The sequence below is a fragment of the Paenibacillus sp. EZ-K15 genome (assembly GCF_002573715.1).
Classification (GTDB): Bacteria; Bacillota; Bacilli; order Paenibacillales; family Paenibacillaceae; genus Paenibacillus_AQ.
The window spans coordinates 60,671-87,340 of sequence record NZ_PDHM01000008.1 but is presented as its reverse complement, the minus strand read 5'-3'; the positions used below and the strand labels follow the sequence as shown (position 1 = coordinate 87,340).

Here is a 26,670-nt window from a genome sequence, read left to right as displayed (position 1 = left end):
GAATTCCTGGTAGGTCTCGGACTCATTCTCGGTACCTTCACCACCTTCGCCGCCCTGATGGGACTGGTTATGAACGCCGCGTTCCTCTTCTCGGGCACTGTGAGCACCAACGCCCAAATGTTACTGCTTGAAGTGCTGATCATCGTAGCTGCTGCCAACGCTGGTAAAATCGGTCTCGACCGTTGGGTACTCCCTTACCTTCGTGGCCTGTGGAATAAAATGACCCACAAAACAAACCAAGATGAAGGTATCGCACCAACACCGCTGAAAAAACGCACCGCGTAAAGATAAAGCATCAAACACGAGATGATGGAGAACCATTCGGTTCTCCATCGTCTTTTTTTCATGCCAAGAACCCATGCCAAGTTCCGACCTTTGCGAATACTGTATTTAAATACAGATTTTTGCAAATATGAATAATTTGTTAGGATGCGACATTAAATAGATCGTTGCTGTTTTTTTCGGCTTCCATCGCACTTACGAATTTCAAATTTGCAAAAATCTGAAAACAGAAAAAGAGAATGATTATTCATGGAGGAGTGATGCTGGTGTTAATTCAATGGTTGCAATCAAGCAAAATCGCAATGTGGCTGCTGACGGTCATTCGGGTGTACGTCGGGTATAAATGGTTGACGGCAGGCTGGAGCAAGTTAACGGGAGGCTTCGATGCAAGCGGATTTATGCAGGGGGCCATCGCCAAATCCACTGGTGAGCATCCCGCAGTTCAGGATTGGTGGGCCGTATTCCTGAAGCATGCCGCGCTGCCCGGTGTCAAATGGTTCAACGTCATCATTCCGCTGGGCGAATTCCTCGTCGGGCTTGGCCTCATTCTCGGCACATTCACTGTGTTCGCTGCCCTAATGGGGCTCGTGATGAACACCGCGTATCTCTTCTCCGGTTCCATCAGCATCAATGGTCAGCTCCTACTGCTCGAATTTCTGATCATCCTCTCGGCTGCAAATGCCGGAAAGATTGGGCTCGACCGCTGGCTCATGCCCTACCTCCAAGATAAATTCACGCGCAAAGCAAAAATCAGCAGTGACCCCTCCTCTCTACAGAATCAGCCGGTTTGATTTTGCAAGGAATACGAGAATTTAGGGGGCAGTATAATCACAGAATAAAATCAAGCGGATCGCGCTTGCTTCCCCAGCAATTTGAATGGGGCTGCTGACTCCTCAGATCCTCAGTTGAGACCAACTTTACATTCTGCGTAAACTTGAATGATTGATGCTACTCCTCTCTCCGACCTCTTACAGCTTGGCTTACCTTCATACACCAACGGGTGACCGCTGCCACCGGTACCGGTCATCCGTGTCTTATAACCATTTTGCCCATTTTACAAATTTACACCGAACAGCGATATCCTTCTTTCTAGGGGACATTTATTGCTGACTGGTCTTGCACTTACTATTTTCTGTTCTGCTTCTTGCTCAGACCGGCTTCACACTTACCGTACTCTGCTTATTGCTGCGGCCTTGCGTCTACTCAATTATACTATTAGATTTGCATCGACTTCTTGCTGGTTAATGGCTTTGACTTATTACTTAATGCTCTGCTTACTAGCTTTAGCTTACTTTTTACTACTCTGCTTATTCTTATTGACTTAACGTCTGCTACGAAATGCTCTGCTGCTTATACTTATTGATTTTGCGTCTGCTACTAGATGCTCTATTACTTACTGGTTTTACGCCTACTACACAATACTCTGCTATTACTTTCTGACTTTACATCTACTACATAACGCTCATCTTATTCTTATTGACTTTACGTCTGCTACATAATGCTCTGCTAATACTTACTGTGGCTTCACTCCTTACTTCTTTGTGTTTATTGATCTGTAGATCTACCCTTACTAACTCACACTGCATACTGCTGACTGCGCTATTAGGCTACTGTCATCCATTCGGCAAGCAACCGCTCTTCACTATCACGCATCATGCTGATTATCTCCCACATCTCCCTGTCCCAAGTTTCTTCTCCACCTCTTCATATTGCACTTATTATCCCCCACCACTCACCGGTAACTGCCACTTATCAACTCACCAACAATAAAGTTTTTTATGATATTTATCACAAATGTGATTTTAATCACATATATTGTGATTTATTTCACTTATAATAAAGACATGAAAGAGATGATCATCTTCCTGAAACAACAACAACGCAGAACTTCAACACACCCGAGAATTTGCAAGGAAGCTTTCATAAAAAGAGAATTCATACTTTTAAGGAGTGGTTTATATGTTTAACAACTGGCTGAGAACAAACAAATTTGCAATGTGGCTGCTGACTATCATACGGGTCTACATCGGTTATGAATGGCTGACAGCAGGTTGGGGTAAATTGACAGGCGGCGGATTTGACGCAGGGGGCTTCCTCCAAGGCGCGATTGCCAATGCAACCGGCGATCACCCAGCAGTCCAAGGCTGGTGGGCAGCGTTCCTCGAGCACGCGGCACTGCCGGGCGTGAAGCTCTTCAACTTCATCATCCCGCTCGGTGAATTCCTGGTAGGTCTCGGACTCATTCTCGGTACCTTCACCACCTTCGCCGCCCTGATGGGACTGGTCATGAACGCCGCGTTCCTCTTCTCGGGCACCGTGAGCACCAACGCCCAAATGCTACTGCTTGAAGTACTGATCATCGTCGCCGCTGCTAACGCAGGTAAAATCGGTCTCGACCATTGGGTCCTCCCTTACCTTCGCGGATTGTGGAACAAAATGACGCACAGAACAACTAAAGGCGATGGTACCACACACACACCGTTCAAAAAACAAACGGCATAACATGGTAATCAGCTACATCCAAAAAAATCCAACCTACTGATTACACAGCCCGACTTGAGCAATCAAGCCGGGCTGTTTTTGTTCTGGTATATGTTGGAGTTTTGGCATACATTGAAGTTCTGGCATACGCTGAAGTTCTGGCCTACGGCTCGAGCGCCGTCATACATTTGACCTTTGTCATACATTTGAACGTTGTTCATACGGCACTGCCTAGCGACTTACAATTTTAGCGGACTCAACGGACCTTATTTTGACCAAGAGCACCATTTCTTTAACACTAACGGACCTGAGATCCGTTATTCACCGAATGAAGCCATCATTTTACGGATTATCGGCAACTTAACGGATTGTGTGTCCGATAACCCCCGCAATATCGTGCCGATAGCGAAAATAACGGATCTGAGGTCCAAAGAGCGTTGTACTCATTCGAGCGCCGTCATACGTTTGAGCTTTGCTCATTTGAGCTTATGCTTACGTTCGAGCGACGTACATTACGGCACACTGCTTAGCGACTTACAAATTTAACGGACTCAGCAGACCTTATTTTGACCAAAAGCACCATTTCTTTAACACTAACGGACCAGAGATCCGTTATTCACCGAATTAGGTCCTCATTTTGCCCATTATCCGCAACTTAACGGATCGTGTGTCCGATAAACTTCGCAATACCGTGCCGATAGCAAAAATAGCGGATCTGAGGTCCAAAAAGTGCTGGACTTACGTTCGAGCGACGTACATTACGGCACACTACTTAGCGACTTACAATTTTAGCGGACTCAGCGGACCTTATTTTGACCAAAAGCACCATTTCTTTAACACTAACGGACCAGAGATCCGCTATTCACCAAATTAGGTCCTCGTTTTGCCCATTATCCGCAACTTAACGGATTCTGTGTCCGATAAACCCCGCAATACAGTGCCTATAGCGAGAATAGCGGATCTGCGGTCCGATACTGCCGGGCCTCCGACGGACTGACCAAGTGCACTGGTTACCCAATAACGCCCCCCACTATCTGCTGCTTCTTCCCACAAACATCTGCACCGACTCGCTGCCAACAGGAATCCCACACACTATCCCCCCATAACACAACAAAAGCCGAGCTTGTGATCCAAGCCCGGCATCTCATTATTCGAATGACCAGCAGTTCAGACTCAAACTGCCATATTGGTAAGATTGAAACAATCGTTTTGCCTTGCGGCCGGTATCGGCAGCACCCATTGCATAGAACAAAGGGACAAAATGCTCCCGTCCATAAGAAGGGACCGCATCGCTGGCATGAGGCGCTTTTTTGTCAAACGCAAACAAATTATTTAGATTCCATTCCGTCAGCTGCTTCGCGATCCATTCATCGAATGCAGCCGCCCATTCATCAGGCTCATCGCTCTCATGCACCATCCGCAGATTGTGCACCAAACCGCCGCTCCCGATAATCAGGATGCCTTCCTCACGCAAATCGGACAGCATCGTACCGATGGAATATTGTTCGTGTGGCGAGCGCTTGGAGTCCACGGACAAGGCCACCACGGGAATATTCGCATCGGGGTACATTTTGCGCAGAATGACCCATACCCCATGGTCCAGTCCACGGCCGGTCACGGCTTTGGCATGCAGATTGCTTGCCTCAAAACGCTGACGAATCTGAGCAGCCAGCTCCGCGCTGCCTGGGGCAGGATACGTGATCTGGTACATTTCCTCCGGAAACCCGTAAAAATCATGCATCGTGCCATGCACGGCATCTTCGGTCAGTCGCTGATCCGGATCGTCCCAATGGGCAGAAAATACCGCTATGCCTCTAGGTACAGGCAGCTCCCGCCCCAATTGCTCAAGGAAGCGGGTGTACTCGTTGTCCTCCAGGGCCATCATCGGCGAACCATGGGCAATAAATAAAGCAGGTAACGTCATCGATGCCACCTCCAGCTTCAAAATCAAGGGACAACTCTATTGTACCGTTAAATCGCCCAATATGCCAAATAACTCCCTTAAATCATCCAGTGCTGCCACTCCTGCTGAATGTTCTCCTGTTCGTTCAACCAATCCCGTGTCCGCTGAAGGAGCAGCTCTCGCTGAGGCCCGGCGGAATACGTGTGATCGGCTTGGAAGATGATCTCCTTATCGCATCGGCCTTCCTGGCGCATCCAGAACACTTTTTGATACAAAAATGCGTAATCTACCGGAATGACTTCATCCGAGGTACCATGTATCACCAGCACATTGCCCGTAAACTTGATCGCTTCCTGGAAAGGCTGACCCTGTGCCAACGAATCGAAAAAAACCGGGGTAAACGAGTATCCCAAATAATCAGCGGATCCCGACTTAACAGAGGTGTCGTACACATCGCGACCGGTGATTTTGACGATATCGTTGAACGGATAACCTCCCGCAGACCACAGAATCAGATTCTTCACCCGCCGGTCACGAACGGCGGTCTGCAGGGCGACAGCGCCACCCAAGCTATGTCCGATGAGTGTGATGCGTGTCGGATCGACATCGGCACAGCTGAGTCCATAATCGAGAACGGAACGCGTCTGGGCAATCATCGAGTCGAGCCCCTCGCTTCCGTAATTGCCAGAGCTCTCCCCGCATCCGATATAATCGAACCGGATCACCATGTACCCGTCATCGGCAAACTCACGCGCCGTTTTGACAAACAGCCGGTCCACGCCGATCCGGCTTCCAACAAAGCCGTGGCAGATTATGACCAACGGTACCCGATTGCACCTGCCGCCTTGGGCCGCTTCCTTCAACGGGTAATGGATGGTTGCCGTAAGTTCTTCTTGATTATGCCGGATTGTAATTTGACGCTCCATGCCGATTCCTCCTTGCGATAACACGCCTTAATCATAATATTAACAATTCCGATAAGTTTAATATGAATTAGATAAACCTATCTTAGCATCGTGATTATGGATTGTCAACGCAAATGGCAGACGGCAAACTACAGTGCAAGATATGATAGTCCGATGCATGTGGAAATCGGCTATATTCCGTGGCGCAGCCTTCTACTACAGCTCCACCGGTTATGAAACGGTCCATTCAACCACTACTTATACCACAGACAAACTTGGCATCATTCTCCTCGCCTGCTTTAATCGTTCCGCCCAGCTTTCACACCGCACCTTCAGCCTTACTCATAGCTCTGGCGAAACATCGCATGGGTCTCTTCTCGTCCGCTCCAATCATTCATCCAAGTCTTCCCGATGGGGCCGTTCTCCCATAAGCTTGATGCAGACAGATCTGTTTCATCATCCCCGGAGTCGTATCCCCCTTCAGGCTGGCCAAATATCCCATCGGCTGCACTGCTGCCCGCCACAACCTCTTGCCCGTTTGCCGGCACAGCGTCTCCACCATGCAATTCATCGTCATAAAAGTTAGCACTCACCTAAAGAACTCCTCCTTCTTACCCCTAAATGTTTAGGGTGTCGTCATTGATTCAGAATGCTTATTATTGTGAAATAGGAGCAGCAGAATTATACCTGGTTCACGAATACGACATGGATTATTTAAGCTACCTTGCATTGCAAGTATGCTGCTGGTATGATATATTGCATAACAAGGTAGATGACAGGGACGTCCGTTTTGTAGGGAACAAGGTTGGTTATTCGCAATGGCAATTGGCCATTCGCCATTGCCATTTGCCATCACCTTGTCATTGCCATTCTCATCCGACATCACTGTCATTCGTCACTCGGCATTTATCATTCTCATTTGTAGCCCAGCCTAAATACGCCCCACTACCTTGCATAGCAATATACTTGAAGGAGGATAACCCCATTCATGACCACCCAAAGTCAAATGCTAAAAGGCATTCTCGAAGGCTGCATTCTCTCGCTTATGGAGCATCGGGAGGTATACGGTTATGAGATTAGCACGCTGCTGGAAGACAGCGGACTAACGTTTGTAAGCGAAGGCAGTATCTATCCCTTGCTGCTTCGCATGCAGAAAGACCAGCTTATCGAAGGGACACTGCGGCCTGCGGCCGGTGCCGGGGGACCACCCCGCAAATATTACAATCTGACCGATAAAGGCCTGCACGTTCTTCAACAATTCAAGGAACATTGGGGAACGCTTAAAGATAGTGTGGACCATATTCTAACCCGTGGAGGACAATCAAGATGAATACCAAACAGATGATCAAAGAGAACAATCGACTTCAAGATGCCATGACGCCTGACAATCTTAGCTATTACCAAGACATGGTGGTCTATATCCGCAGCAGCTTCGTGCAGGAGCAAAAAGGCGAGGAACTGCTGCTTGAAATCGCCCAGCACCTGCTGGATGCCCAAGCCAAGGGCAGGAGCGCCGAGGATGTGTTCGGAAGCGATCCCGAATCCTACTGCAAGGAGCTCGTGGAGCAGCTGCCAAAAATAAAAGGCCTGAGCAGTCTCCAATACCATTTCATGATCCCTTGGATTGCCTTAACCTGGTTTTTCTTCGTCCAAGCGCTGGTCGGATTCATCACGATGTGGGCCGGGGGACCGGTTGAGCGCATGACACAGGTACGTATTTCCACCCTGATTTTGATAGCAGGCGGTTCCTATGTGCTTATCCACGCATTGTTAAGATGGATGAAGAGCGACACCTTCAAGCCGGAGGAGGACAAGCGCAAGATTAATGTTCGCAATATGGGAATTTATGTCGCCATCACCGTATTGATTCTGGTAGCCGGCGTGTGGCTGGGGCGGCTGCTGCCGGTTCTGACGATAGCGCCATGGATCAGTCTCGTCATATTCCTGGTCGGAATCGCCGGGACGAAACTTCTTTTTTCGAGCAAATAATACTTAGCGGATTCTAATGTTCTATAGAAGATGATAGGATAAGGGTAATGTGTGGTAAGGGAGGAATATATATGTCAAAATCCAAAAAATCCGCGATGGCTGCCATCCTTGCACTTATTCTATCGATCCAGACCGGCGTCATCGCTAACGCAGCAACTGCATCCGTATCCCAAGCTGGTTCAACCGCCGTCTCAAGCAAAGCTACCGCCTTCGGCAATGCGGTGTACAGCAAAGCCAGTAAACTGCTGAAGGAATCCGATGTGGCTTATGCCAAGTCTTACATCACCAAGCATATCGGCAGCGTAACCACGTATCAGGCGACCATGCTGGTGCTCAAACTGGAGAACGCGATGAATGATGCGCTCCCGGCAAAAACCGACAAGGTGTATGAAATCGGCATTCAGGATAAACTGATGAACCTGTACAAATACGGGGAGCCGATTAACACCACCATTAACAAAGCCAAGGACGACACGCTGCGCAAGGTGCTCGTCAACCTGCGAGACAGCGGCTACAGACTGTATACGACCGAAGGCGTCATCTTCCCGATTATTGACTATACGACACTGAAACCATACAAGCCTTACATCAATAAGGATCTTCAAGACTATATCGACATCATGATCGTGGAGTCCGAGAAGCCTGCGGTCAGTGATGCGGCCTTGGTCATCCCTTGGTCCGAGGTCATTGAACGTGGACTTGCACAGCAGGCTTTTATCACGACATATCCCAAATCAAACCGGGCCGCGGATGTGAAGCTGAAGCTTCATTTTACCGAGCTAAGCTTATTCTATGGCTACAACAATACCCCACTATTCAAGTACGAGGACAATCTTCTCGATCCGGAAGTTCGGCAAGCCTTCGATAACGTTCTCAAGGACAGCGACGCCGTCTCCAAAAGCGCTCTCCTGAAAAAGCTGAAGTCCTGGTCTGAGGTGCTTGAGAGCAACAAGGACAAGCTGACCCAGGAAGTTGAGCAATATCGTGCGAAGGCGGTTCCGCTCGACTAGTCGAACGAACCACAGACCATTCCCTACGTTCAGCAGGATCACCGACCTAATGAATAGATATGAAAAAAAGCCGGATTCCCGTTTATAGGAGAATCCGGCTTTTAATCGTGGTCTGTGCCTATTTATCGCGTCTGTGCACCACTTAAATCAGCAGATTGAACAGGTTCATGTTCTTATTAAGCTCCGTATAATCCAGACCCTTGCGCTGCATCCGCTCCACCAGCGGACCATAATCCTCGGGCTTTAACAGCTCGATGCCCACCAGGGCAGGTCCGTCTTCCTTGTTATGCTTCTTCGTGTATTCGAAGCGTGCGATATCGTCGTCGGGACCCAGCACTTCCTCCAAAAACTCGCGGAGTGCACCTGCACGCTGCGGGAAGTTAATCATGAAGTAATGCTTCAGCCCTTCATATATCAAGGAACGCTCCTTGATTTCCTGCATCCGGTCGATATCGTTATTGCCGCCGCTGATGATGCATACCACCGTTTTTCCGCGAATCCGGTCCCGGTTCATATCCAGCGCAGCCACGGCCAGCGACCCGGCAGGCTCGACAACGATCGCATTTTCGTTATATAACTCCAGGATGGTGGTGCAGGCTTTTCCTTCCGGAACCGTCACGATGTCATCAACCAGCTCATTGCATATATCGTAGGTCAGCTGCCCAACGCGTTTCACGGCGGCGCCATCCACGAATTTGTCGATCTCATGCATCGTGACGACCTCGCCCTGCTTCTTGGATTCGATCATGGATGCAGCCCCAAGCGGTTCAACGCCAATGACTTGCGTCGTTGGGCTGACGGTTTTGACATACGTTGCCACACCTGCGGCAAGACCCCCACCGCCAATAGTAACAAACATATAATCCGGTGCGTCCAGCTCCTCCATAACCTCCATCCCGATCGTGCCATTGCCCGCGATAATCTTCGCTTCATCAAACGGGTGAATAAATGTCATGCCATACTCATCGCAGGCCTTGATCGCTTCTGCGTAGGCATCGTCGAAGGTATCGCCTATCAGAATGACCTCAACACTGCCCCCGCCAAAACGCTTCACCTGCTTCACCTTCTGATTCGGGGTCGTACTCGGCATATAAATCTTGCCTTTAATATTCAGCGCATTACAGGAGAAAGCTACCCCTTGCGCATGGTTTCCCGCACTGGCGCACACAATGCCGTTGTCCCGTTCCTCATCCGACAAGCTGCGAATCATATTGTAAGCGCCACGGATCTTGAAGGAGCGAACCACCTGCAAGTCCTCGCGTTTCAGATACACTTCGCAGTCATACTTAGCCGATAGTACAGCGTCCCGCTGCAGCGGCGTCCGCACGATCACTTCACGAAGCACGTGGTGTGCGCGTACGATGTCCTCCATGCTGACTGCCCGTTTTGCCGTATACGTCTCTTCCATTCTCTTGATCACACTCCCACTTCGCTGCCAGGTAAACGTTGATCCATCCGCTACCCTTATTTACGTATTTCTATCATTGTATCACTTTTCATGAAAATATCCCGCCCTTTTCTGGCAAGCTTTCGCAAAATGGCGATGGTTTCAAGATCAGGTGGCCTGAATGCCAGTCGAACCCATCCAGCCCGCTTCTCTGACGCATGCTGCAAAAGCGGCAAACGCCTTGCTGCGGAATGATTCATTGCGACGCAACAGCCGGGTCGTGGCGCTGCGATACTCTTCCGGTACGGGGTAGGCCCTTAAACTTGGATCGGACCAAGGAATCGCCGATGCCGGCAGAAGCGCGCAACCCAGCTTGGCTCGTACGCAGCTGATCATCGTTTCCAATGTGCTGATTTCGATCATGTTCGCCGCGGCAATCCCTTCGCTGCGAAGCCATTCCTCGTTAGACTTCCGGAACGGGCATCCCTTGGGAAATACGATCCAAGAAGCATCCGATAGACCGAATGCCTCGAGCGCCCCCTCTTCCCCGTATTCCTCCGACGAAACAAGCAGCGACACCTCCTCCCGAATTTCCAGCTCGCTCTCCAGCCGCGACATATCATAATCATCGGTAATGAACGCACCGTCCAATCTTCGGCTGAACATGCCTTCATGATGCTGTGGAGAAGTTCCGCTAACAAGAGATAGCGCGACCTCCGGATAGATTCGTTGAAAATCGGACAAGGCTCGGATAAAAGATGGCGACGTCGCCATCGTCTCCACGACACCAATCACAAGCGGACCGCTGGGATAAGGAGGCTCCTTCACGGCTGCGACGGCCTCCTCAGTCATGCACAGAATCGCCTTGGCATATCGATGAAGAACGAGCCCCTTCCCCGTGGGGGTGACGCCTTTAGGATGTCTGTCGAACAAGGGGACACCCAGCTCGGACTCCAGCTTGCGTATGCGCGCCGTCACGTTGGATTGCACATACCCCATCTTCTCGGCAGCTCCCGATACGCTGCCTTCCTCCACAATGACGGATATAACCCTCAGATCTGTTAAGTCCATCCAGCTCACCTTTCAGTATCATTTTTTTTGATACATATATCATTTTCTATCATTTTACAGTATAGAACATCCGAAATACAATCAGTTCATACCATAAAGCGTCAGTTGCATAAGACTGATCAACCATTTAGGAGGATAAAACCATGCATTCATACCCCAACCTGCTAAAAGAAACTACATTAGGATCTTTAAAGCTGCCTAATCGGGCCGTGCTTTCACCCATGACTAGAACGAGCGCAGAGCCGAATGGCCTGGCTAACAACCGAATGGCTCAATATTATCAGCGATTCGCGAAGGGCGGGTTCGGTCTGATCATTACGGAAGGCCTTTATCCAGATGACGTACAGAGCCAAAGCTATCTCAACCAGCCAGGCATGGCCAATCACCAACAAGCTGCGTCCTGGAAGCCCATCGTCGAAGCTGTTCATCGGGAGGGCGGTAAAATCATCGCGCAGCTGATGCACGCCGGGGCCCTGGTTCAGCATGAGCGATTCGTCCCGGTTGCTCCTTCATCGGTGAAGCCGGTGGGCACCATGCTTGAGGATCATGGGGGAAGCGGGGAATTCGCCACCCCACAGGAGATGACGCAGCCTCAAATTAAACAAACGATCCAGGATTTTGCGCATGCAGCACTTCTCGCCAAGGCCGTTGGATTCGACGGGGTTGAAATCCATGCGGCAAACGGCTATCTGCTCGATCAATTCATAACCGATTACACCAACCACAGAACGGATGAATACGGCGGGTCAACGGAGAATCGGATTCGAATCGTCGTTGAGGTGCTGGAAGCCATTCGGTCAGCCGTTGGCTCGGATTATATTGTGGGCGTTCGGGTTTCCCAGGGCAAGGTGAACGATTTTCATCATAAGTGGGCTCAGGGAGTGGAGGATGCCAAAATCATATTCGGCCAATTGAGCGGGGCTTCACCATCTTACATTCACACGACGGAGTACAAAGCTTACAACCCCGCTTTCGATGAGGGCGAGGCTACCTTAGCCGAGCTTGCCGCAACGTATGGCAGCGTTCCCGTCATCGCGAACGGCAAACTCGGTAATCCGGCTGTCGCGGAGCAGCTCTTGGCTTCAGGCCATGCGCACTTCGTTGCGATCGGCACCAGCGCCTTGGTCAATCCGGACTGGGTGAATAAAGCTCGGGCAGGGACAGAGCTGAAGCCCTTTGATCATCAATTTCTGCACCCCATCGCCACGATTAGGGAGGATGAGGTACTTATATGAAGACGCACGAAAGCCGGGGCAATCAATCCCCCGGCTTTCGTGGTTTTGGAGCAGTGTCGAGAAAAGTATTAGTCTTTATATTATTAGAACTTCTCCTTAAACCAAGTCGCAGCCATCCCAACCTCTGTACGGCTCAGCTGATGCCCCCCGTTCTCCCAATGAAGCTTCACGTCCGCACCTGCCGCGCTAAGCAGTTCATTCAGATCCTCGCTCTCCTGCGGAGTGCACATTGGATCACGCCGACCGGCGGCGATGAAGACGGGAACACCAGTCAAATCCGGTAAGGTCTTATCGCGCAGCGGAACCATCGGATGGTGGAGAATGGCCCCTTGCAGCGCATCTCCTTCATGGAATAGCAGGCTGGCGGCAATATTGGCGCCGTTCGAATACCCAACCGCTACAATACGGCTGCGGTCAAAACTGTATTCGGCAGCTGCCCAGTTCAGGAATTCATTGAGATCCTGCGTACGTTTTACGAGATCTTCTACGTCAAATACGCCTTCAGCCAGACGGCGGAAAAATCTCGGCATGCCGTTCTCCAGCACGTTTCCGCGGACGCCGAGCACATTCGATGTAGGCGAGATCATCTCGGCCAGCGGCAGCAGATCCTCCTCATTCCCCCCGGTACCGTGCAGCAATAGTAAGGTTGGTGCCTCGGGAGAAGTTCCCTGGCGGTAAATATGCTTATGTTCCATTTGTATTATCTCCTTTCGATTTCTTATATGGTTAGATTCCGTTTTACAACAATGAATGTAGAATGCCCCTGAATACCCCGATAGGACCATAGGCTACCCTAAAATCTCATCTAAATATCTTTAATTCAAGATTCTTTAAATACATGATACCACGGAAATAAAAAAATGCAACAGCATCCCTTCTGCTTCCCGGCCAGAGCTGCAACCGGAAAGACTATGTCTCCATTTTCCACACCCATTGATGAACGAAACGAAAAGAGAGGAAGCCTCCATATGGAAGACTTCCTCTCCTGTTTGTATTCTCTATATGATTCCGTACGTGTTCCCCCGTAACATCACTCATTATATCAAAAGATAGGTATAATGTCAGTGGATGTTTTGGCATTTCTCACAATTTTTTTGTGATTTCATTAGGTATTATTCCAGTTCTCTGGATGTAATACCATATATTTAGAAAAACTGTAATCGTTTAGTCAACGCACCTCTTGGCACGGCAAAGGCTTGAGCCCGCTTGAAGTTCACCGGAGCTCCCCTCACTATCGTGAGCGCTTTGTAATATTCGATGAACGGGAAGCCGTAAGTTTCCCCGCGCGCATAAGCATATACGTTCATGGCTCTTACCCACGTTTCATAGGCTTCGTCCGGAATATCGATAAAGACCTCGGGATGAAAATCGTAAGGATCCTCCCAATTGTCCGCATAGTATAAATGCTGGGCATAATGGGCCGGAAGCTCGCGTTCAATCGTCTTGAGCCCCGCGTAGAAGCGGGCGTCCTCCACGATATAATGGGTATTGGAGTGATCCTTATGGATGCTCTCCTTCCAATGCGTGATGATGATATCGGGTTTCACTTCCCGTATGACGTCCGCTACCTGATATTTCACTTCCTCATCGAGTGGCAGCTCGGCATCCTTGTAAGCAAGGAACCGGACATCCGCGCCGACGATATCGGCAAACCGGTGAGCTTCGTCAATCTTCTGCTTCGCGTACTCCTCCGGCGTCAGACGAGGGTGTCCCTTCTCCCCTGGCGTTAAGTGAAGGAACGTTGCTTTGTGGCCAGCCTGCGTGTATTTGGCGATCACGGCTCCTGCCGTAAGATCCATATCGCCCGCATGTCCGCCAATTGCCAATATATGATGCTGCTTTGCTTCCGTCACATCGGATCTCCCCTTTGTATCAAAAGTAGTAGAATCTATCGAAGCGTTTTGCTCATAATATCGAACCGGCGCGTCACGTGAAATCCGGCTTTGCGGTACAAATGCCCTGCCGTGCTTTGTTCGCCCGTCCAGAGGAACCAGGCTCCATGCAGCCCCTGTGCCCGCATGAGGGCGAGGCAATCATATAACAGAATTTTCCCGAGGCCCTTTCCTTGCATCGACGGGTCCACACCAAACGGACCAAAGCGTTCAGCCACGCCTTCATATCCGTTATGCAGGCAAAATCCCACCAGCTTTCCTTGATCGCGCGCGATCAGGATCTGATCCGTTCTTAATCGCTGGAGCAGTCCCTCACGAATCGCCCGGCCCCAATCCGGGTTAAACACGTCCGTCGCAAAATCGATTAGTTCCACCAGATCGCTGTCCTGAGCCAGCATGAAAGTGAAGCCTTCTTGCTCTCGCTGCCGCTTTAGCTCCGCAACCTCCGGCGGCATATGAAAATCGACCAGGGAGCGATCCATCGCAACCGCCGTGTAGTTGCGGGTAAAGCCGCTTGCCGCAAGCCACGCCAAGCCCTCTGGATAGCGCTCGCCATCGATGCCCGGAACGATATAATTCGGGGCATACGAGGAGAAAAAAACTTTGCTGCGTCTATGGTCGCGAAGATAGTCTTCGCCGTCCTGCAGCAGCCGCGATGCCACCCCCTGTCTTCGAACCAATGGATCGGTATAGAAGAAGGTGATCCAGCCGTGATCTAGCTCCAGTTCGGTTCCGATCATCGGTAGCCTCCGGCGTACCGCATACAAGACGCCAACCATGCGGCCCTCCTGCTCCGCAATCCGCAGTCCTTGCGGATCAAAATTCGGATCGAGCAGCACCAAATTCCGAAAGCGAAGCCGAGTCATGAGATCTCCCGGTAAGCAGGCATTCCACAGAGTAGTGATAGCGTCTTCGTCTCCAGGCCGGTAAGGTCTGTAGGTTACACTCATCATTACGTATTCCCTCCTTATTATCGTAGTTTGGCTGTCGACCCTATGCCGCCTCCCCGTCTTACCATGCCACGGCTCCTGTCAAAGCGTTATGAACCTGGGCCCGCAGCTGAGCGACGCTGCTGCTCCGTCCCCCGTACACGCGGTTTGTCAGCAGAACAACTGCAAGATCCAACTCAGGGTCGATCCACATGCTGGTTCCGGTAAATCCGGTATGTCCGTAACAGCCCGGACCCATCCAATCACCGGAAGCATCCATCTTATCCCCTTTCAGTACCCATCCCAGACCACGGTTGGTGCCATCAATATGTCCCGTATGGGTACGAGTGGACGCCACAGCCGCAGCCCGAGATAAGATGCGGGATTCACCGCCTCTCGCATCTGGACTCACCGTTGCCGGGATCGCCCCATGTGCCAGCCACATTCGTGCGTATTGCAGCAGATCGCCTGCGGTGGCAAACAAGCCGGCATGGCCGCATACACCACCCAAAGCCCGTGCCTTCTCGTCATGCACAATCCCGCACAGATGATCCTGGATGGTATCCTCGTACTCCGTTGCGGCATAGCGGCTGGCCTGTTCCGGCGCAGGAGTCAGCGTGGCATGACGCATGCCGAGTGGATCTAACACCCGTCCCTTTACTGCTTGGTCTAATGGCATTCCCAGCGACTTCTCAATAATGCGGCCAAGCGCCAAATATCCCAGATCACTGTAAATCACTTCGGTATCCGGCATAGTCACGAGCGGTGCGGTAAGAACGGCATCCCACATCTGCTCCCTATCCCAGCCCTGCGAGTGCAGGTTCATATCCGCCTGAAGCCCGGAAGTATGCGTGAGCAGCTGTCCCACCGTAAGCTCTTCTTTACCAGCCGTTCCGAATAGAGGCAGAATGTCACTCACTTTTGTACTTAAGGTCAAGACCCCCTCATCGATCAATTGCAGAATTAACGGGAGCGTAACCACCACCTTCGTTAAGGACGCACAATCGTATAACGTATCCTTGCTGGCCGGCACAGGTTGGCCCTGCTTCGGCTTGGGGTTGGCATAACCGGCACTATAGAACCACTGCTTGCCTTCATGCATAACACCCAGTACGGCTCCCGGTGTCGTGCCTGCGGCAATCTCGCGTTCCATCGCGGCGCAAGCCGCTCGTACTCCCCTAGCTCCCAACCGAAGCTGCTCTGCACCGGCTTCAGCATGACTTTCCATTTTTCTTCCCTCCTTTACATCAAGGCCTTGAGTCGGATCAACTGAAAACAAACATGCCATCCGCATCAACATCATCTTAAAAATGTAAACGTTTCCTAAACCTATTATATGACCTGTAAAATTTTGTTTCAATAATAATTAATAATTATAAAATTTAATTTCATCATACTCCATGTGAATTTTCCTTTTATTTGGATATTTCATATTGACACCTGAATACGCTTTCATTTACAATATTGTTGAATTCAAACACTCGCATAATTTAAGGGCCATGCATTCCGTAACCGCACACCCGGTATGGAACAACCCCGGTTTCTCTACAGGAGATGCCGGGGTTTTTTGTTGCCCGATTTTGTATAGGAGGTGATGCACAAGCAGCCGATAAGCTAGTAAAACCAACCTTCTCTATATCAACTACATAGGAGGAATTTCGATGAAAAAGTTTTACAAACTGACAACCGCGCTAGCCCTTAGCTTCTCCCTGGCCTTGGGCCTTCTCGGTCCTGCTCATGCGGCCCCGGATACTTCGGTGTCCAATAAACAAAATTTCAGCACGGATGTCATTTATCAAATCTTTACAGATCGTTTCTCCGACGGCAATGCTGCCAACAACCCGACCGGACCTGCCTTTGACGGTACCTGTACCAATCTGAGGTTATACTGCGGCGGTGACTGGCAAGGGATCATTAACAAAATCAACGACGGCTACCTGACCGGCATGGGCGTTACCGCCATCTGGATCTCCCAGCCTGTCGAGAACATCTACAGCGTCATCAACTATTCCGGCGTGAACAACACCGCTTATCACGGCTATTGGGCCAGAGACTTCAAGAAAACGAACCCGGCTTACGGCACGATCGCCGATTTCCAAAATCTCATCGCTGCCGCTCATGCCAAGAACATTAAAGTCATCATCGACTTTGCACCGAACCATACCTCTCCCGCTTCCTCGGACCAGCCTTCATTCGCGGAGAACGGCAAGCTGTACAACAACGGCACCCTGCTCGGCGGATACACGAACGATACACAGAATTTGTTCCATCATAACGGGGGCACCGATTTTTCGACGACAGAGAACGGGATTTACAAAAACCTGTATGACCTTGCCGACCTGAACCACAACAACAGCACGGTGGATACCTACCTGAAAGATGCCATCAAAATGTGGCTCGATCTGGGCATTGACGGCATTCGAATGGACGCGGTGAAACATATGCCATTTGGCTGGCAGAAGAGTTTCATGGCTACCGTCAACAACTACAAGCCGGTCTTCACCTTCGGCGAATGGTTCCTCGGCGTGAACGAAGTGAGTGCCGAGAACCATAAGTTCGCCAACGAATCCGGCATGAGCCTGCTGGACTTCCGTTTCGCGCAAAAGGTACGCCAAGTGTTCAGGGACAACACCGACAATATGTACGGTCTGAAGTCCATGCTGGAGGGCTCAGCAACCGATTATGCCCAAGTGGAGGATCAGGTCACGTTCATCGATAACCATGATATGGAGCGGTTCCACAACAGCAGCGACAACCGCCGCAAGCTGGAACAGGCTTTGGCCTTCACGCTCACCTCGCGCGGGGTGCCAGCCATCTATTACGGAACCGAACAATACATGTCCGGCGGCAACGACCCAGACAACCGGGCACGGATTCCTTCTTTCTCTACGACGACTACGGCTTACCAAGTAATTAAAAAGCTGGCGCCATTGCGCAAATCCAATCCGGCCATCGCCTATGGAACGACGCAGGAGCGCTGGATCAACAATGATGTGCTGATCTATGAACGCAAATTCGGCAACAACGTGGCACTTATCGCTGTAAACCGCAACGTGAACACACCGGTTTCCATTACGGGATTGGCGACTTCATTGCCTGCCGGCAGCTATGCCGACGTGCTGGGCGGACTTCTAAACGGCAACAGCTTGACCGTTGGCACAGGCGGAGCAGCTTCCAACTTTACGCTGGCTGCCGGCGGTACGGCCGTGTGGCAGTATACCACGGCCGTGACTTCGCCAACGATCGGGCACGTAGGCCCGATGATGGCCAAACCGGGCGCAACCATCACCCTTGACGGCCGCGGCTTCGGCGCAACCAAAGGCACGGTATACTTCGGCTCAACGGCCGTAACGGGCGCTAACGTTACAGCATGGGAGGATACGCAGATCAAAGTGAAAATCCCTGCGGTTGCCGGTGGCGTATATAACATCAAAGTCGCCAATAGCGCTGGCACTTCAAGCAATGTGCACGACAATTTCGAAGTGCTGACCGGGGATCAAGTCAGCGTCCGGTTTGTGGTAAACAATGCCACCACCGCGCTTGGACAAAACGTGTACCTGGCAGGCAGCGTAAGCGAGCTCGGCAATTGGGACCCTGCCAAAGCCGTCGGGCCATTGTACAACCAGGTCATCTACCAATACCCAACCTGGTACTACGACGTCAGTGTGCCGGCCGGTAAAACCATCGAATTCAAATTCCTGAAAAAACAAGGTTCGACGGTAACATGGGAAGGCGGATCGAACCATACCTTTACCGCTCCAGCAAGCGACACAGCCACCATCAACGTGAACTGGCAGCCGTAAGCCCGCAGGGGACGTACTATTCCTTCACTGCTTCAACGAGCGGCACGGCCACCATTAATGTGAACTGGCAGCCGTAAGCCCGCAGGAACGTACCATTCCTTCACCACTCCAACGAGTGGCACAGCCACCATTAATGTAAACTGGCAACCGTAAGCCTGCAGGAACGTATCATTCCTTCACCGCCCCGGCCAGCAGAACGGCCAACATTTATGCGAAGTAGTGGCGGCAACCCATAAGCTCTTTTGCTAAGAGCGGCACCTAAACAAAACCAGCTCCGGGAATTGTCCCAGAGCTGGTTTTTAATCGTGCAGCTATAAAATAGCGATTCCAGTAGGCAATAGCCCGTTACGCACGAAGTACCCCAACGTTCCCCGCACTACATGAAGCGATTCCCAAAGGGAGAGCGTGCTCAGCAGGTAGTAACTCAACAAGCGTACGAGGTAGTTCAACCTCGCGCTAAATCCCAGCACTCCCGAGCAGTACTCCCACCAACAAAAAGTCGATGAAGATGTTCCCCTTCATCGGCTCTTTTCCATCCCCACACCTTAGCGTAAGTGGTTGTGTGCACAGCACGCAATAGCGGAGAGGACGAATCGATTCCGGAAAAACGATAGTGGTCGCCTTTGTCCCCGATTTTCCACCGCAAAATCATAATTCAAAGAAAATCGGGGACAACAGCGATTGGAGGAACGATACGTACTCGCAGCGCCTGGCCTCAACGGAGAAGGCGGAAGCATGATCCGCATGCGGAGTGCTGCATAGCCATCACATCTTTACGAAACCATTTACGTCCTAAACATCACCAAAGACTTACGCAAACCCTCCGACAATTCCTCCAAGCGGGAAGACAGAACAACCAGCTTCTCGCTCACCTTGAACTGCTCGGATGACATCGAAGCGACCTCCTCCGTGGCAGCGCTGGTCTCTTGAACGATTGAGCTCGCCTCCGAGATCGAATCGGTCAGGGTAAGCTGGGAACCGATCAGTACCTCGACCGAACGGGTCGATTCGCGGATCTCGGCCAAAAGGGCATCCATCTCGTGGCGAACGTGATCAAATACGCCCTGAGCTTCCTGCACCGAATGCAACTGCTCGTCAAAGAGCGGTGATGCCGACGTCAATGCATCAACGGAGCCTTGCACTTCAGAACGGATATCCTTGATCATCGCCCCTACGGTCTGGATCGATTCCTTGGAACGATCCGCCAAGCTCCGCACTTCATTGGCTACAACCATGAAGCCGCTGCCTGCTGCCCCCGCACGGGCCGCTTCAATCGTCGCATTAATGGACAGCACGTTGGTTTGATGCGTGATCTCCGACATCAGCTCCAATATTTTGTGAATCGACGCGGTATTCTCCTTCAGCTTCTCCGCGTTCTGGACGATGGCCCAGTTCACCTGATTAATCCGCGTTGATTTTTCCACCAGATTGTCCATATGCTGCGCCCCCTCCCCCGTCACCTGAAGCACGCGATCAGCCGCGGACCCCATCACTCGATTCGAATCCGATACCTTACTCATCTGAACGCCAATGTTCTCAGCCAGCTGATTCTCTCGTTCGGCTTCCATCGCCAGGCTTGAGCTTCCCTGTGCAATCTGCTCCATGGCCGATGCAATTTCGCCAGCCGTCAACGAGGTTCCCTTCGATGCTTCCGCCAATTCCTCCGCCGTGGCCAGCACTTCCTTCGCCGAAGCATTCGTCTGATCGACCAAAGCCGCGATTTGCCCCATCATCCGGTTAAAGCTGTGGCCGAGACGGCCAATTTCATCCGCACGCTGGAACTCGGTACGAACCCTTAGATTCCCCTGCTCTCCCTCTTCCATCAGACGGCACATCTGATTCAGCGGACGACCGATGGAACGCATCATATAATAGCCCATCAGTATCGCAATCAGAACCGCGGCCACAATAACCCCAAGCGTTACAACCAATAGTGTGTCCGTGGCTTGCACGAAATCGCTAACGGGAGCAAAGCCGACCATATGCCAAGGAGCCGTCTTCAGCGGCGTGTACACCACCATCTGCTCGTCGGCGGTGTAATAAATCCCTCCTTCTTCGGCATCTTGAGGAACCGTAATCGTGGACGACTGCATCAACTGGGCCGGGTCCATGTCGTGTACGATCCGGTTATCCTCGGCAACGATTCGCATCCGGCCGTTGTTCCCTATTTTTAAATTGGCCAGTACCTCGCCGACCGCCTCGTCCTTGATATCGATCAACAGAATATACTGCGCATCCGGATTCTTCAGGTTTTTCAGCAATCTCCCCATCGACATGGTGGCTGTTTTCTCGTTCTCCATAAAGCCTTGAACCTCTGTCGGGAACCATACCGGTTCGCCATCGGCTTGTATAATCCGGTCCATCTTCGCCTTCACGCCATCTGCGGAAGACATTCCCGATAAGCCCGTTGAGTTATAGGAGCTTTGAGCTTGAAGATTGGGCGCAACCAAGCGCATGCCCTGCAGACGTTTATCCGAAGATGCCATCCCGTTCAATTTCTCCCGGATTCGGTTCTCAGCCTGCGTTTTGTCCCGAATGCCGATACCCGCAGTACTCACCGTAACGAGGTCCTCGCGAAGCACCGTATCCAGCGCCCATTGACGGGAAGCGGCTTCATATTGGGCCAGCAGAAAATCCAGCTTGTCCGCCGCCTGCATCATCTGCCCCGAAGTCGCTTCTGACACCTGATCCATCACCGTGTCCTTGGAGATGGAATACGATAATAACCCCAACGCTGAGGATAACAGCACGATCGTGGTAAAAAAGATAACAAACAGCTTCATCCCAACCGCTTTGAATCGAAAACGTCTCATCATGTTCATATGTATATGTCCCCCTGCATCACATGTTTGAATGCAAAAAGACACAGCTAGCGGTTACCGGCTGTGTCTCTTCGCTGTTCTCTCTATCTATCTGTCTTATGATGAATCCATACGATTAGCTATCCGTAACTTAACCTTTGCTTGCACCAGCCGTCATGCCATCGACCAGCAAACGCTGCAGGAAGACAAACAACAGGGTGATCGGCAGTGCGATCAGCACCGATGCCGCCGCAAACAACGTAAAGTTGCTGTCCTGAGTGGAGTTGACGAGATCCCATAGACCGACGGCGAGCGTCCAGTTTTCTTTTGTCCGGAGCACGAGTCTCGCAAAGATAAAGTCTACCCATGGTCCAACGAACAGCGTCAAGCCCATATACGTGATCATTGGCTTCGACAATGGCAGAATGATTTTGCGGAAAATTTGGAAGTTAGTGGCTCCGTCGATCTTGGCCGCTTCATCCAAGCTTCGTGGTATTGTATCCAGAAAGCCTTTCATGATCAAGGTTCCGCCTAGCGGTGCCCCTGCCGCATACACGATAATCATTGCCGCATGCGTGTTCAACAGATCCAGGGAGTTCAGCAGGATATACAAGGCGATCATACTCATGAAGCCCGGGAACATCCCCAGCACGAGAATGACCGATAGCGCATTCTGCCGGCCTTTAAACCGGAACCGGGATACCGCATAACTTGTTAGCAGAACAAGAATGGTCCCGATAATCATGGAGAATATCGCAATTTTCAATGTATTCATGTACCACGTGCCAAACAGAAAGCTTTGCGACGTAAACAACTCTTTATAATGACTGAGCGTAAAAGATTCTGGAATCAAGGACTTGCTGTACAATGACTTTCCGGGACGGAAAGAAGCCAGAATAATCCAGAGCGCCGGGTAAATACAACCGATCGCAATGATGACAAGGGTGATATAACTTGCCGTCAGGCGAATCGCATTTCTCATTTTAATTCCCATTATTGGATCATATCCTCCTCTTTAAAGGATCTGGTTCTGCGATAATTGTAAATCGAGAAGGTCGCAATAATCATGAAGATGATAATACCGATGGCCGATGCCATGCTATAGCGCTGCTGATCCAGCGTCAGTTTATAGAGCCAGGTTACCAGCAGGTCCGTCGCCCCCGCGTATTGATAGTCACCTACAACCGGGTTACCGTTCGTGAGGAGGAAAATCAAGTTAAAGTTGTTAATGTTACCAGCAAATTGCGTAATCAGAACCGGTGCCGTCGAGAACATAATCATCGGCAGGGTGATGATTTTGAATTTCTGGAATCCGGTCGCCCCATCCACATCGGCCGCTTCATAGAGATCCTTCGGAATCGTAGTCAGGACACTCATAACGAGGAGCATGGATACCGGGATACCTACCCACATATTGACGATAATAACGGTCACTTTGGCCCAGACCGGATCGGTCAGCCATGGCAGGCCTTCCAAACCGAAATATCTTAAATACTGGTTGATCGGTCCGAATTGCCCGTTAAACATATTACGCATCACGAGCAGTGAGATCAGCTGTGGAATTGCATATGGAATGATCAGAATGACACGCCATACACCTTTGAAACGAATTCCCTTTTGTTGAATAAGCAGTGCAACAAGCACACCGCCAAAATACGTTGTTACCGTTGCCAGCACCGCCCAGATGATCGTCCAGGTCAGGACGCCGAAGAATGTGTGGCTCCACGATTTCAATGCAACGAGATTGGTAAAGGTTTTGAAACCGACCCAGTCAACCAGATTGGCCGGCGGCAGATTGTTTGGAGCAGAATAGTTCGTAAACGCCAGCATGACCATGAAGATAATCGGCATGACCGTAAAAAACAAAATACCGATCGCCGGCAGTGTCAGGAAAGATTGCGCGAATTTCCATTCAAAAATATAATAAAGGGTCTGTCTGAAATTGTTGGGTTTTACACCCTGTTCCCTTAGTTTTCCAGCGTTATATGCATTTTTGATATTGGCATAATACCCAATAAGAAAAATCGCAAACATAATCATGGTGATAAGTCCTTCAATCAGGAGATTGATGGAATGGTCACCTGCTACCATTTGGGTTAAACCGTTGACCTTCTCTAAATGGCTTCCCTGTTCCCCCAAAGTTGTCATTCCCCAGATGGCATCACCCAGGTTGTTGATGAAGTAATACAGACTGAATATACCTACGATAAGTAAAAGAACGCCTTTGATCCATTGCCGGTTGTAAAGCTGACCCAGACCCATACAGATGGCTGATAATACGGCTGCTGTCGTACGATGTTGACGCATGCTCCCTCCATTCTCCTCTCCATATAATCGAGGAATCACCCGCCGGTTGTTCGGCGGGTGAACTTCTTCATCTTTCTCGTATTATATAAGAACGTAATTACTCGCTAGCTCCACCACTGTTGAGATCTTTTACTTGATTTACAGCTTTATCAAGCGTTTCTTTCACGTCTTTGTTGTTATCCCAGATCTCAGCCAGTGCAGCACCTACAGGAGACCATACGTTAGCCATTTCAGGAACGGATGGCATCGGTTGGGAAGATTTGAATTGCTCTGTGAATGCGGATACATACTCGTCATTCTTGATTTGATCGTCTTCTTGAGCTTCATTGTTTGTCGGAACCGATCCAACCAGTGCGCTCAGTTTCAATTGAGCTTCCTTGCTTGTTGCAAAGTCCGCGAACAAGCGAGCGGCCTGCGGATATTTCGTGAACGAGCTTACGTACCAAGCTTTGATACCGGAAAACGATACAGCAGGCTGGCCGCCGATGGTTGGGATTGGAGCAACGCCAAGCTTGTCGCCAAGCGCTTCTTTGTATCCGCCAAGCTCCCAAGGTCCGTTAATGTCCATAGCCAGATCGCCGGATGTGAACAGTCCGCGTTTGATATCAGGCGTAATGTCGCCGGATTTAACCGGAAGGATTTCTTTCAGGCTTGCGTAAACTTCCATACTCTTGACTGCGCCTTCATTGTTGAGGCCGATATCGTTGACATCTGCGCCGCCGTTACCAAAGATGTAGCCGCCATTGGAAGCAAGGAATGGATAGGCGAAGTACAAGTTACCTGTTTCGAACATGAATCCATATTTGTTCTTGGATTTATCTGTGAAGGTTTTGCTGAATTCAATAACTTCTTCCATCGTTGTTGGGACTTCTTTTACCAAGTCCTTGTTGTAGTACATCAGGTAAGTTTCAGCAGCGCGCGGGTATCCGTACAGAACGCCGTCATAGCTTACGCCTTGGATAGCGGCTTCCGTGTTGCTGCTCTTCGTTTTTTCTTCGAAGTAATCGTTTGGCAGAACCAGGTTTGTAGCTACGGCTTTACCCAGGTTATCGTGAGGGAACAATACGACGTCAGCGCCCAATCCGGATGGTCCGTCTTGTTGAAGCTTGGTTACTTGGTCGGTTGGAGACAATTCTTCGATGGTTACTTCAACGCCGTATTTCTCGGTAAATTCTTTAGCAACCGCATCCGTGTAGGCTCTTTCATCTCTACTTTCCCATACGACCAATTTAGCGCCTTCCTCTGGCTTAAGTTCCGGTGCTTCTGTATTTTCGGCCGGCGTCTCCTGTGCCGGTGGATTCTCAGCAGGTGCCTCAGCAGCAGGAGCAGGTGAATTTCCTCCACACGCTGTAATGGAGAACGCCAACGTAAAGGTTGCAGCTAGCGTAAGTAGTTTCTTCATCTTCATTCCATGATTACCCCCTCAATAAATGATCAGAAAATGTTGGAAATCTGCGCAAACGATTTCAGAAAATTTTCAGTGTCTCTTTTTCTATGTAGCATCTGGCGAGATACTCAGGAAAAATCCCGTTGAGAAAGCGCTTCATTCACTGAAAACATCATACAACATTTAATTGTGAATGTAAAAACGTTTGCACAGATCATTTTTACCCGTTTTAAGCAAATAATCTCTTATTACCTTCACTATTCACTCTATTTCGTAAGTTATCATAAAAATAGTTGTGCATATGCTGTGCAATTCAGTCATTCTACCCTCTAAATCGGACAAGAACGACTGCAAAATGCTCTATTGTTGCACAAACGTTTGCACATTAACTTATACTTCTTCTTTCACCGATAGATGTACCACAGAAGCTCCAGGGGATGGACGTTTCCTTTTCAGAAGTAACCAGGGACCCCATGATATAACAAACCCTGGTGTTCATACACCAGGGCAAAGAAAACCTATTTACAGCTATATGTTAGCGAATGGGCTACAACCAATCTCTTTTTTCAACAAATCTCTGCCCTATCAACAAATACACCATTCCTGTAATTAACACAATTGACCACAAGCTATAAGGTTCAACTCTTGGCGCGTAAATCGCTGCCTGTGGCATCATAACATAGTAGGGAATGGTAAACGGAAGCCAAGCCCCGATCGCAGAATGAAAACCTGTCAGCACGATATTCGGTACCACGTAACCTATGGACATGGCCAGCGAGGCTCCGAAATTACGCACTCTTATCGAAACCATAAGTTGTAAAGCAGCGAGTGGTAAAACTCCTATCCATCCCCCAATGACTGAATACAGTAATGTCTCCCACGGAATCCTTTCGGGAGCCTTGACAAGATAACCAGTTCCAAGATAGCCGAGCAAAAATACGATCTGCACCAACGCCAGAATCCCGACCAACAAAATATATTTCGCGTAAAAGATCTTATAACGGGGGACCGGCAAACTCATCGTGATCTTCCAGCCTCCATCTTTATGCTCATATAAACACAATAAGGAGGCTACAATCCCGCTATACAGCGGATAGAAAAACATAGAATGAAGATTGACGCTGTGTATATAGAGCGTAGACCAGCTAGGCGGAAAAAAGTCGCTTAAACTCTGAAGCTGCATCGCCCCCATCGCTGAGTTGATCAGCGTATCCAATACAATGAGTAAAAATATAATTCTCCATTGAAGTTTCATTCCTTCAGCACGTAACAGCATTCTCATGATCCG

General features: G+C 50.1%; 21 protein-coding genes and 1 pseudogene. 8 read left to right on the top strand and 14 right to left on the bottom strand.

The window, feature by feature from the left end; genetic code table 11:
- The 3 genes and pseudogenes from CRG97_RS33500 to CRG97_RS05005 all read left to right on the top strand — a co-directional run.
- Positions 1 to 285: pseudogene (locus CRG97_RS33500) on the top strand (Crp/Fnr family transcriptional regulator); the annotation flags it as partial.
- Between the two features lie 263 nt (positions 286 to 548).
- Positions 549 to 1,073, top strand: a complete 525-nt coding sequence (locus CRG97_RS05010; RefSeq protein ID WP_098742210.1) for a DoxX family protein — start codon at positions 549 to 551, stop codon at positions 1,071 to 1,073.
- 1,168 nt (positions 1,074 to 2,241) lie between these two features.
- Positions 2,242 to 2,784 carry a DoxX family protein gene (locus CRG97_RS05005; protein ID WP_098742040.1) on the top strand — a complete coding sequence of 181 codons (543 nt, stop codon included), beginning with the start codon at positions 2,242 to 2,244 and terminating at the stop codon, positions 2,782 to 2,784.
- 1,126 nt (positions 2,785 to 3,910) lie between these two features.
- On the opposite strand, the gene CRG97_RS05000 is transcribed toward CRG97_RS05005, so the two are convergent.
- The 3 genes from CRG97_RS05000 to CRG97_RS04990 form a co-directional block, all read right to left on the bottom strand.
- Positions 3,911 to 4,687, bottom strand: coding sequence for a DODA-type extradiol aromatic ring-opening family dioxygenase (locus CRG97_RS05000; protein ID WP_098742039.1), 777 nt, complete (start codon positions 4,685 to 4,687; stop codon positions 3,911 to 3,913).
- A 77-nt stretch (positions 4,688 to 4,764) separates the two neighbouring features.
- On the bottom strand, positions 4,765 to 5,592 hold the full coding sequence (locus CRG97_RS04995) for an alpha/beta hydrolase (RefSeq protein ID WP_098742038.1): 828 nt from the start codon (positions 5,590 to 5,592) through the stop codon (positions 4,765 to 4,767).
- A gap of 317 nt (positions 5,593 to 5,909) precedes the next feature.
- Positions 5,910 to 6,164 (bottom strand): hypothetical protein, encoded by a 255-nt coding sequence (locus CRG97_RS04990; protein WP_098742037.1) that lies wholly within the window; start codon positions 6,162 to 6,164, stop codon positions 5,910 to 5,912.
- 395 nt (positions 6,165 to 6,559) lie between these two features.
- Between CRG97_RS04990 and CRG97_RS04985 the strand changes: the two genes are divergently transcribed.
- From CRG97_RS04985 to CRG97_RS04975, 3 genes are all read left to right on the top strand, one after another.
- On the top strand, positions 6,560 to 6,901 hold the full coding sequence (locus CRG97_RS04985; RefSeq protein ID WP_098742036.1) for a PadR family transcriptional regulator: 342 nt from the start codon (positions 6,560 to 6,562) through the stop codon (positions 6,899 to 6,901).
- A complete protein-coding gene (locus CRG97_RS04980) occupies positions 6,898 to 7,560 on the top strand; it encodes a DUF1129 family protein (RefSeq protein WP_098742035.1) in 663 nt (220 codons plus the stop codon). Before CRG97_RS04985 ends, CRG97_RS04980 begins: the two co-directional genes overlap by 4 nt.
- Positions 7,561 to 7,631: 71 nt before the next feature.
- Entirely contained in the window at positions 7,632 to 8,570 is a 939-nt protein-coding gene (locus CRG97_RS04975) for a hypothetical protein (RefSeq protein ID WP_098742034.1), read from the top strand.
- Between the two features lie 142 nt (positions 8,571 to 8,712).
- Here CRG97_RS04975 and ilvA read toward each other — a convergent pair whose 3' ends face one another.
- Both ilvA and CRG97_RS04965 read right to left on the bottom strand, forming a co-directional pair.
- Positions 8,713 to 9,978, bottom strand: a complete 1,266-nt coding sequence (gene ilvA, locus CRG97_RS04970; protein WP_098742033.1) for a threonine ammonia-lyase IlvA — start codon at positions 9,976 to 9,978, stop codon at positions 8,713 to 8,715.
- A gap of 147 nt (positions 9,979 to 10,125) precedes the next feature.
- Positions 10,126 to 11,028, bottom strand: coding sequence for a LysR family transcriptional regulator (locus tag CRG97_RS04965; protein WP_098742032.1), 903 nt, complete (start codon positions 11,026 to 11,028; stop codon positions 10,126 to 10,128).
- A 143-nt stretch (positions 11,029 to 11,171) separates the two neighbouring features.
- Here CRG97_RS04965 and CRG97_RS04960 point away from each other — a divergent pair, with 143 nt between their 5' ends.
- A complete protein-coding gene (locus tag CRG97_RS04960; RefSeq protein WP_098742031.1) occupies positions 11,172 to 12,263 on the top strand; it encodes an oxidoreductase in 1,092 nt (363 codons plus the stop codon).
- Positions 12,264 to 12,346: 83 nt separating this feature from the next.
- Here CRG97_RS04960 and CRG97_RS04955 read toward each other — a convergent pair whose 3' ends face one another.
- From CRG97_RS04955 to CRG97_RS04940, 4 genes are all read right to left on the bottom strand, one after another.
- Positions 12,347 to 12,958: an alpha/beta hydrolase gene (locus CRG97_RS04955; protein WP_098742030.1), complete on the bottom strand. Its 612-nt coding sequence runs from the start codon at positions 12,956 to 12,958 to the stop codon at positions 12,347 to 12,349.
- Between the two features lie 450 nt (positions 12,959 to 13,408).
- Positions 13,409 to 14,116: a PIG-L deacetylase family protein gene (locus CRG97_RS04950; RefSeq protein ID WP_098742029.1), complete on the bottom strand. Its 708-nt coding sequence runs from the start codon at positions 14,114 to 14,116 to the stop codon at positions 13,409 to 13,411.
- 35 nt (positions 14,117 to 14,151) lie between these two features.
- The gene (locus CRG97_RS04945; protein WP_098742028.1) at positions 14,152 to 15,108 is read right to left on the bottom strand and encodes a GNAT family N-acetyltransferase; all 957 of its coding nucleotides are present in this window, start codon (positions 15,106 to 15,108) and stop codon (positions 14,152 to 14,154) included.
- 58 nt (positions 15,109 to 15,166) lie between these two features.
- Entirely contained in the window at positions 15,167 to 16,312 is a 1,146-nt protein-coding gene (locus CRG97_RS04940) for a serine hydrolase domain-containing protein (RefSeq protein WP_098742027.1), read from the bottom strand.
- Between the two features lie 433 nt (positions 16,313 to 16,745).
- Here CRG97_RS04940 and CRG97_RS04935 point away from each other — a divergent pair, with 433 nt between their 5' ends.
- A complete protein-coding gene (locus CRG97_RS04935) occupies positions 16,746 to 18,887 on the top strand; it encodes an alpha-amylase family glycosyl hydrolase (protein WP_098742026.1) in 2,142 nt (713 codons plus the stop codon).
- 785 nt (positions 18,888 to 19,672) lie between these two features.
- Here the strand turns inward: CRG97_RS04935 and CRG97_RS04930 are convergent.
- The 5 genes from CRG97_RS04930 to CRG97_RS04910 all read right to left on the bottom strand — a co-directional run bounded on the left by CRG97_RS04930 (position 19,673) and on the right by CRG97_RS04910 (position 26,664).
- Positions 19,673 to 21,709 (bottom strand): methyl-accepting chemotaxis protein, encoded by a 2,037-nt coding sequence (locus CRG97_RS04930; RefSeq protein WP_098742025.1) that lies wholly within the window; start codon positions 21,707 to 21,709, stop codon positions 19,673 to 19,675.
- Between the two features lie 130 nt (positions 21,710 to 21,839).
- Positions 21,840 to 22,682: a sugar ABC transporter permease gene (locus tag CRG97_RS04925; protein ID WP_076325595.1), complete on the bottom strand. Its 843-nt coding sequence runs from the start codon at positions 22,680 to 22,682 to the stop codon at positions 21,840 to 21,842.
- Positions 22,682 to 23,995 (bottom strand): sugar ABC transporter permease, encoded by a 1,314-nt coding sequence (locus CRG97_RS04920; protein WP_076325596.1) that lies wholly within the window; start codon positions 23,993 to 23,995, stop codon positions 22,682 to 22,684. Before CRG97_RS04920 ends, CRG97_RS04925 begins: the two co-directional genes overlap by 1 nt.
- A 97-nt stretch (positions 23,996 to 24,092) precedes the next feature.
- The gene (locus CRG97_RS04915) at positions 24,093 to 25,403 is read right to left on the bottom strand and encodes a sugar ABC transporter substrate-binding protein (RefSeq protein WP_098742024.1); all 1,311 of its coding nucleotides are present in this window, start codon (positions 25,401 to 25,403) and stop codon (positions 24,093 to 24,095) included.
- A 526-nt stretch (positions 25,404 to 25,929) separates the two neighbouring features.
- Positions 25,930 to 26,664: an ABC transporter permease gene (locus tag CRG97_RS04910; RefSeq protein ID WP_098742023.1), complete on the bottom strand. Its 735-nt coding sequence runs from the start codon at positions 26,662 to 26,664 to the stop codon at positions 25,930 to 25,932.
- Between the last annotated feature and the right edge of the window lie 6 nt (positions 26,665 to 26,670).

What these genes read in the sequence shown, in the direction of transcription:
- CRG97_RS04975 (WP_098742034.1), top strand. Translation starts at nt 7,632, where the DNA reads ATGTCAAAATCCAAAAAATCCGCGATGGCTGCCATCCTTGCACTTATT.
- CRG97_RS05000 (WP_098742039.1), bottom strand. Translation starts at nt 4,687, where the DNA reads ATGACGTTACCTGCTTTATTTATTGCCCATGGTTCGCCGATGATGGCC.
- CRG97_RS04935 (WP_098742026.1), top strand. Translation starts at nt 16,746, where the DNA reads ATGAAAAAGTTTTACAAACTGACAACCGCGCTAGCCCTTAGCTTCTCC.
- CRG97_RS04925 (WP_076325595.1), bottom strand. Translation starts at nt 22,682, where the DNA reads ATGGGAATTAAAATGAGAAATGCGATTCGCCTGACGGCAAGTTATATC.
- CRG97_RS04945 (WP_098742028.1), bottom strand. Translation starts at nt 15,108, where the DNA reads ATGATGAGTGTAACCTACAGACCTTACCGGCCTGGAGACGAAGACGCT.
- CRG97_RS04960 (WP_098742031.1), top strand. Translation starts at nt 11,172, where the DNA reads ATGCATTCATACCCCAACCTGCTAAAAGAAACTACATTAGGATCTTTA.
- CRG97_RS04910 (WP_098742023.1), bottom strand. Translation starts at nt 26,664, where the DNA reads ATGAGAATGCTGTTACGTGCTGAAGGAATGAAACTTCAATGGAGAATT.
- CRG97_RS04995 (WP_098742038.1), bottom strand. Translation starts at nt 5,592, where the DNA reads ATGGAGCGTCAAATTACAATCCGGCATAATCAAGAAGAACTTACGGCA.
- CRG97_RS04955 (WP_098742030.1), bottom strand. Translation starts at nt 12,958, where the DNA reads ATGGAACATAAGCATATTTACCGCCAGGGAACTTCTCCCGAGGCACCA.
- CRG97_RS04980 (WP_098742035.1), top strand. Translation starts at nt 6,898, where the DNA reads ATGAATACCAAACAGATGATCAAAGAGAACAATCGACTTCAAGATGCC.
- CRG97_RS04930 (WP_098742025.1), bottom strand. Translation starts at nt 21,709, where the DNA reads ATGAACATGATGAGACGTTTTCGATTCAAAGCGGTTGGGATGAAGCTG.
- ilvA (WP_098742033.1), bottom strand. Translation starts at nt 9,978, where the DNA reads ATGGAAGAGACGTATACGGCAAAACGGGCAGTCAGCATGGAGGACATC.
- CRG97_RS04915 (WP_098742024.1), bottom strand. Translation starts at nt 25,403, where the DNA reads ATGAAGATGAAGAAACTACTTACGCTAGCTGCAACCTTTACGTTGGCG.
- CRG97_RS05005 (WP_098742040.1), top strand. Translation starts at nt 2,242, where the DNA reads ATGTTTAACAACTGGCTGAGAACAAACAAATTTGCAATGTGGCTGCTG.
- CRG97_RS04965 (WP_098742032.1), bottom strand. Translation starts at nt 11,028, where the DNA reads ATGGACTTAACAGATCTGAGGGTTATATCCGTCATTGTGGAGGAAGGC.
- CRG97_RS04920 (WP_076325596.1), bottom strand. Translation starts at nt 23,995, where the DNA reads ATGCGTCAACATCGTACGACAGCAGCCGTATTATCAGCCATCTGTATG.
- CRG97_RS04985 (WP_098742036.1), top strand. Translation starts at nt 6,560, where the DNA reads ATGACCACCCAAAGTCAAATGCTAAAAGGCATTCTCGAAGGCTGCATT.
- CRG97_RS04940 (WP_098742027.1), bottom strand. Translation starts at nt 16,312, where the DNA reads ATGGAAAGTCATGCTGAAGCCGGTGCAGAGCAGCTTCGGTTGGGAGCT.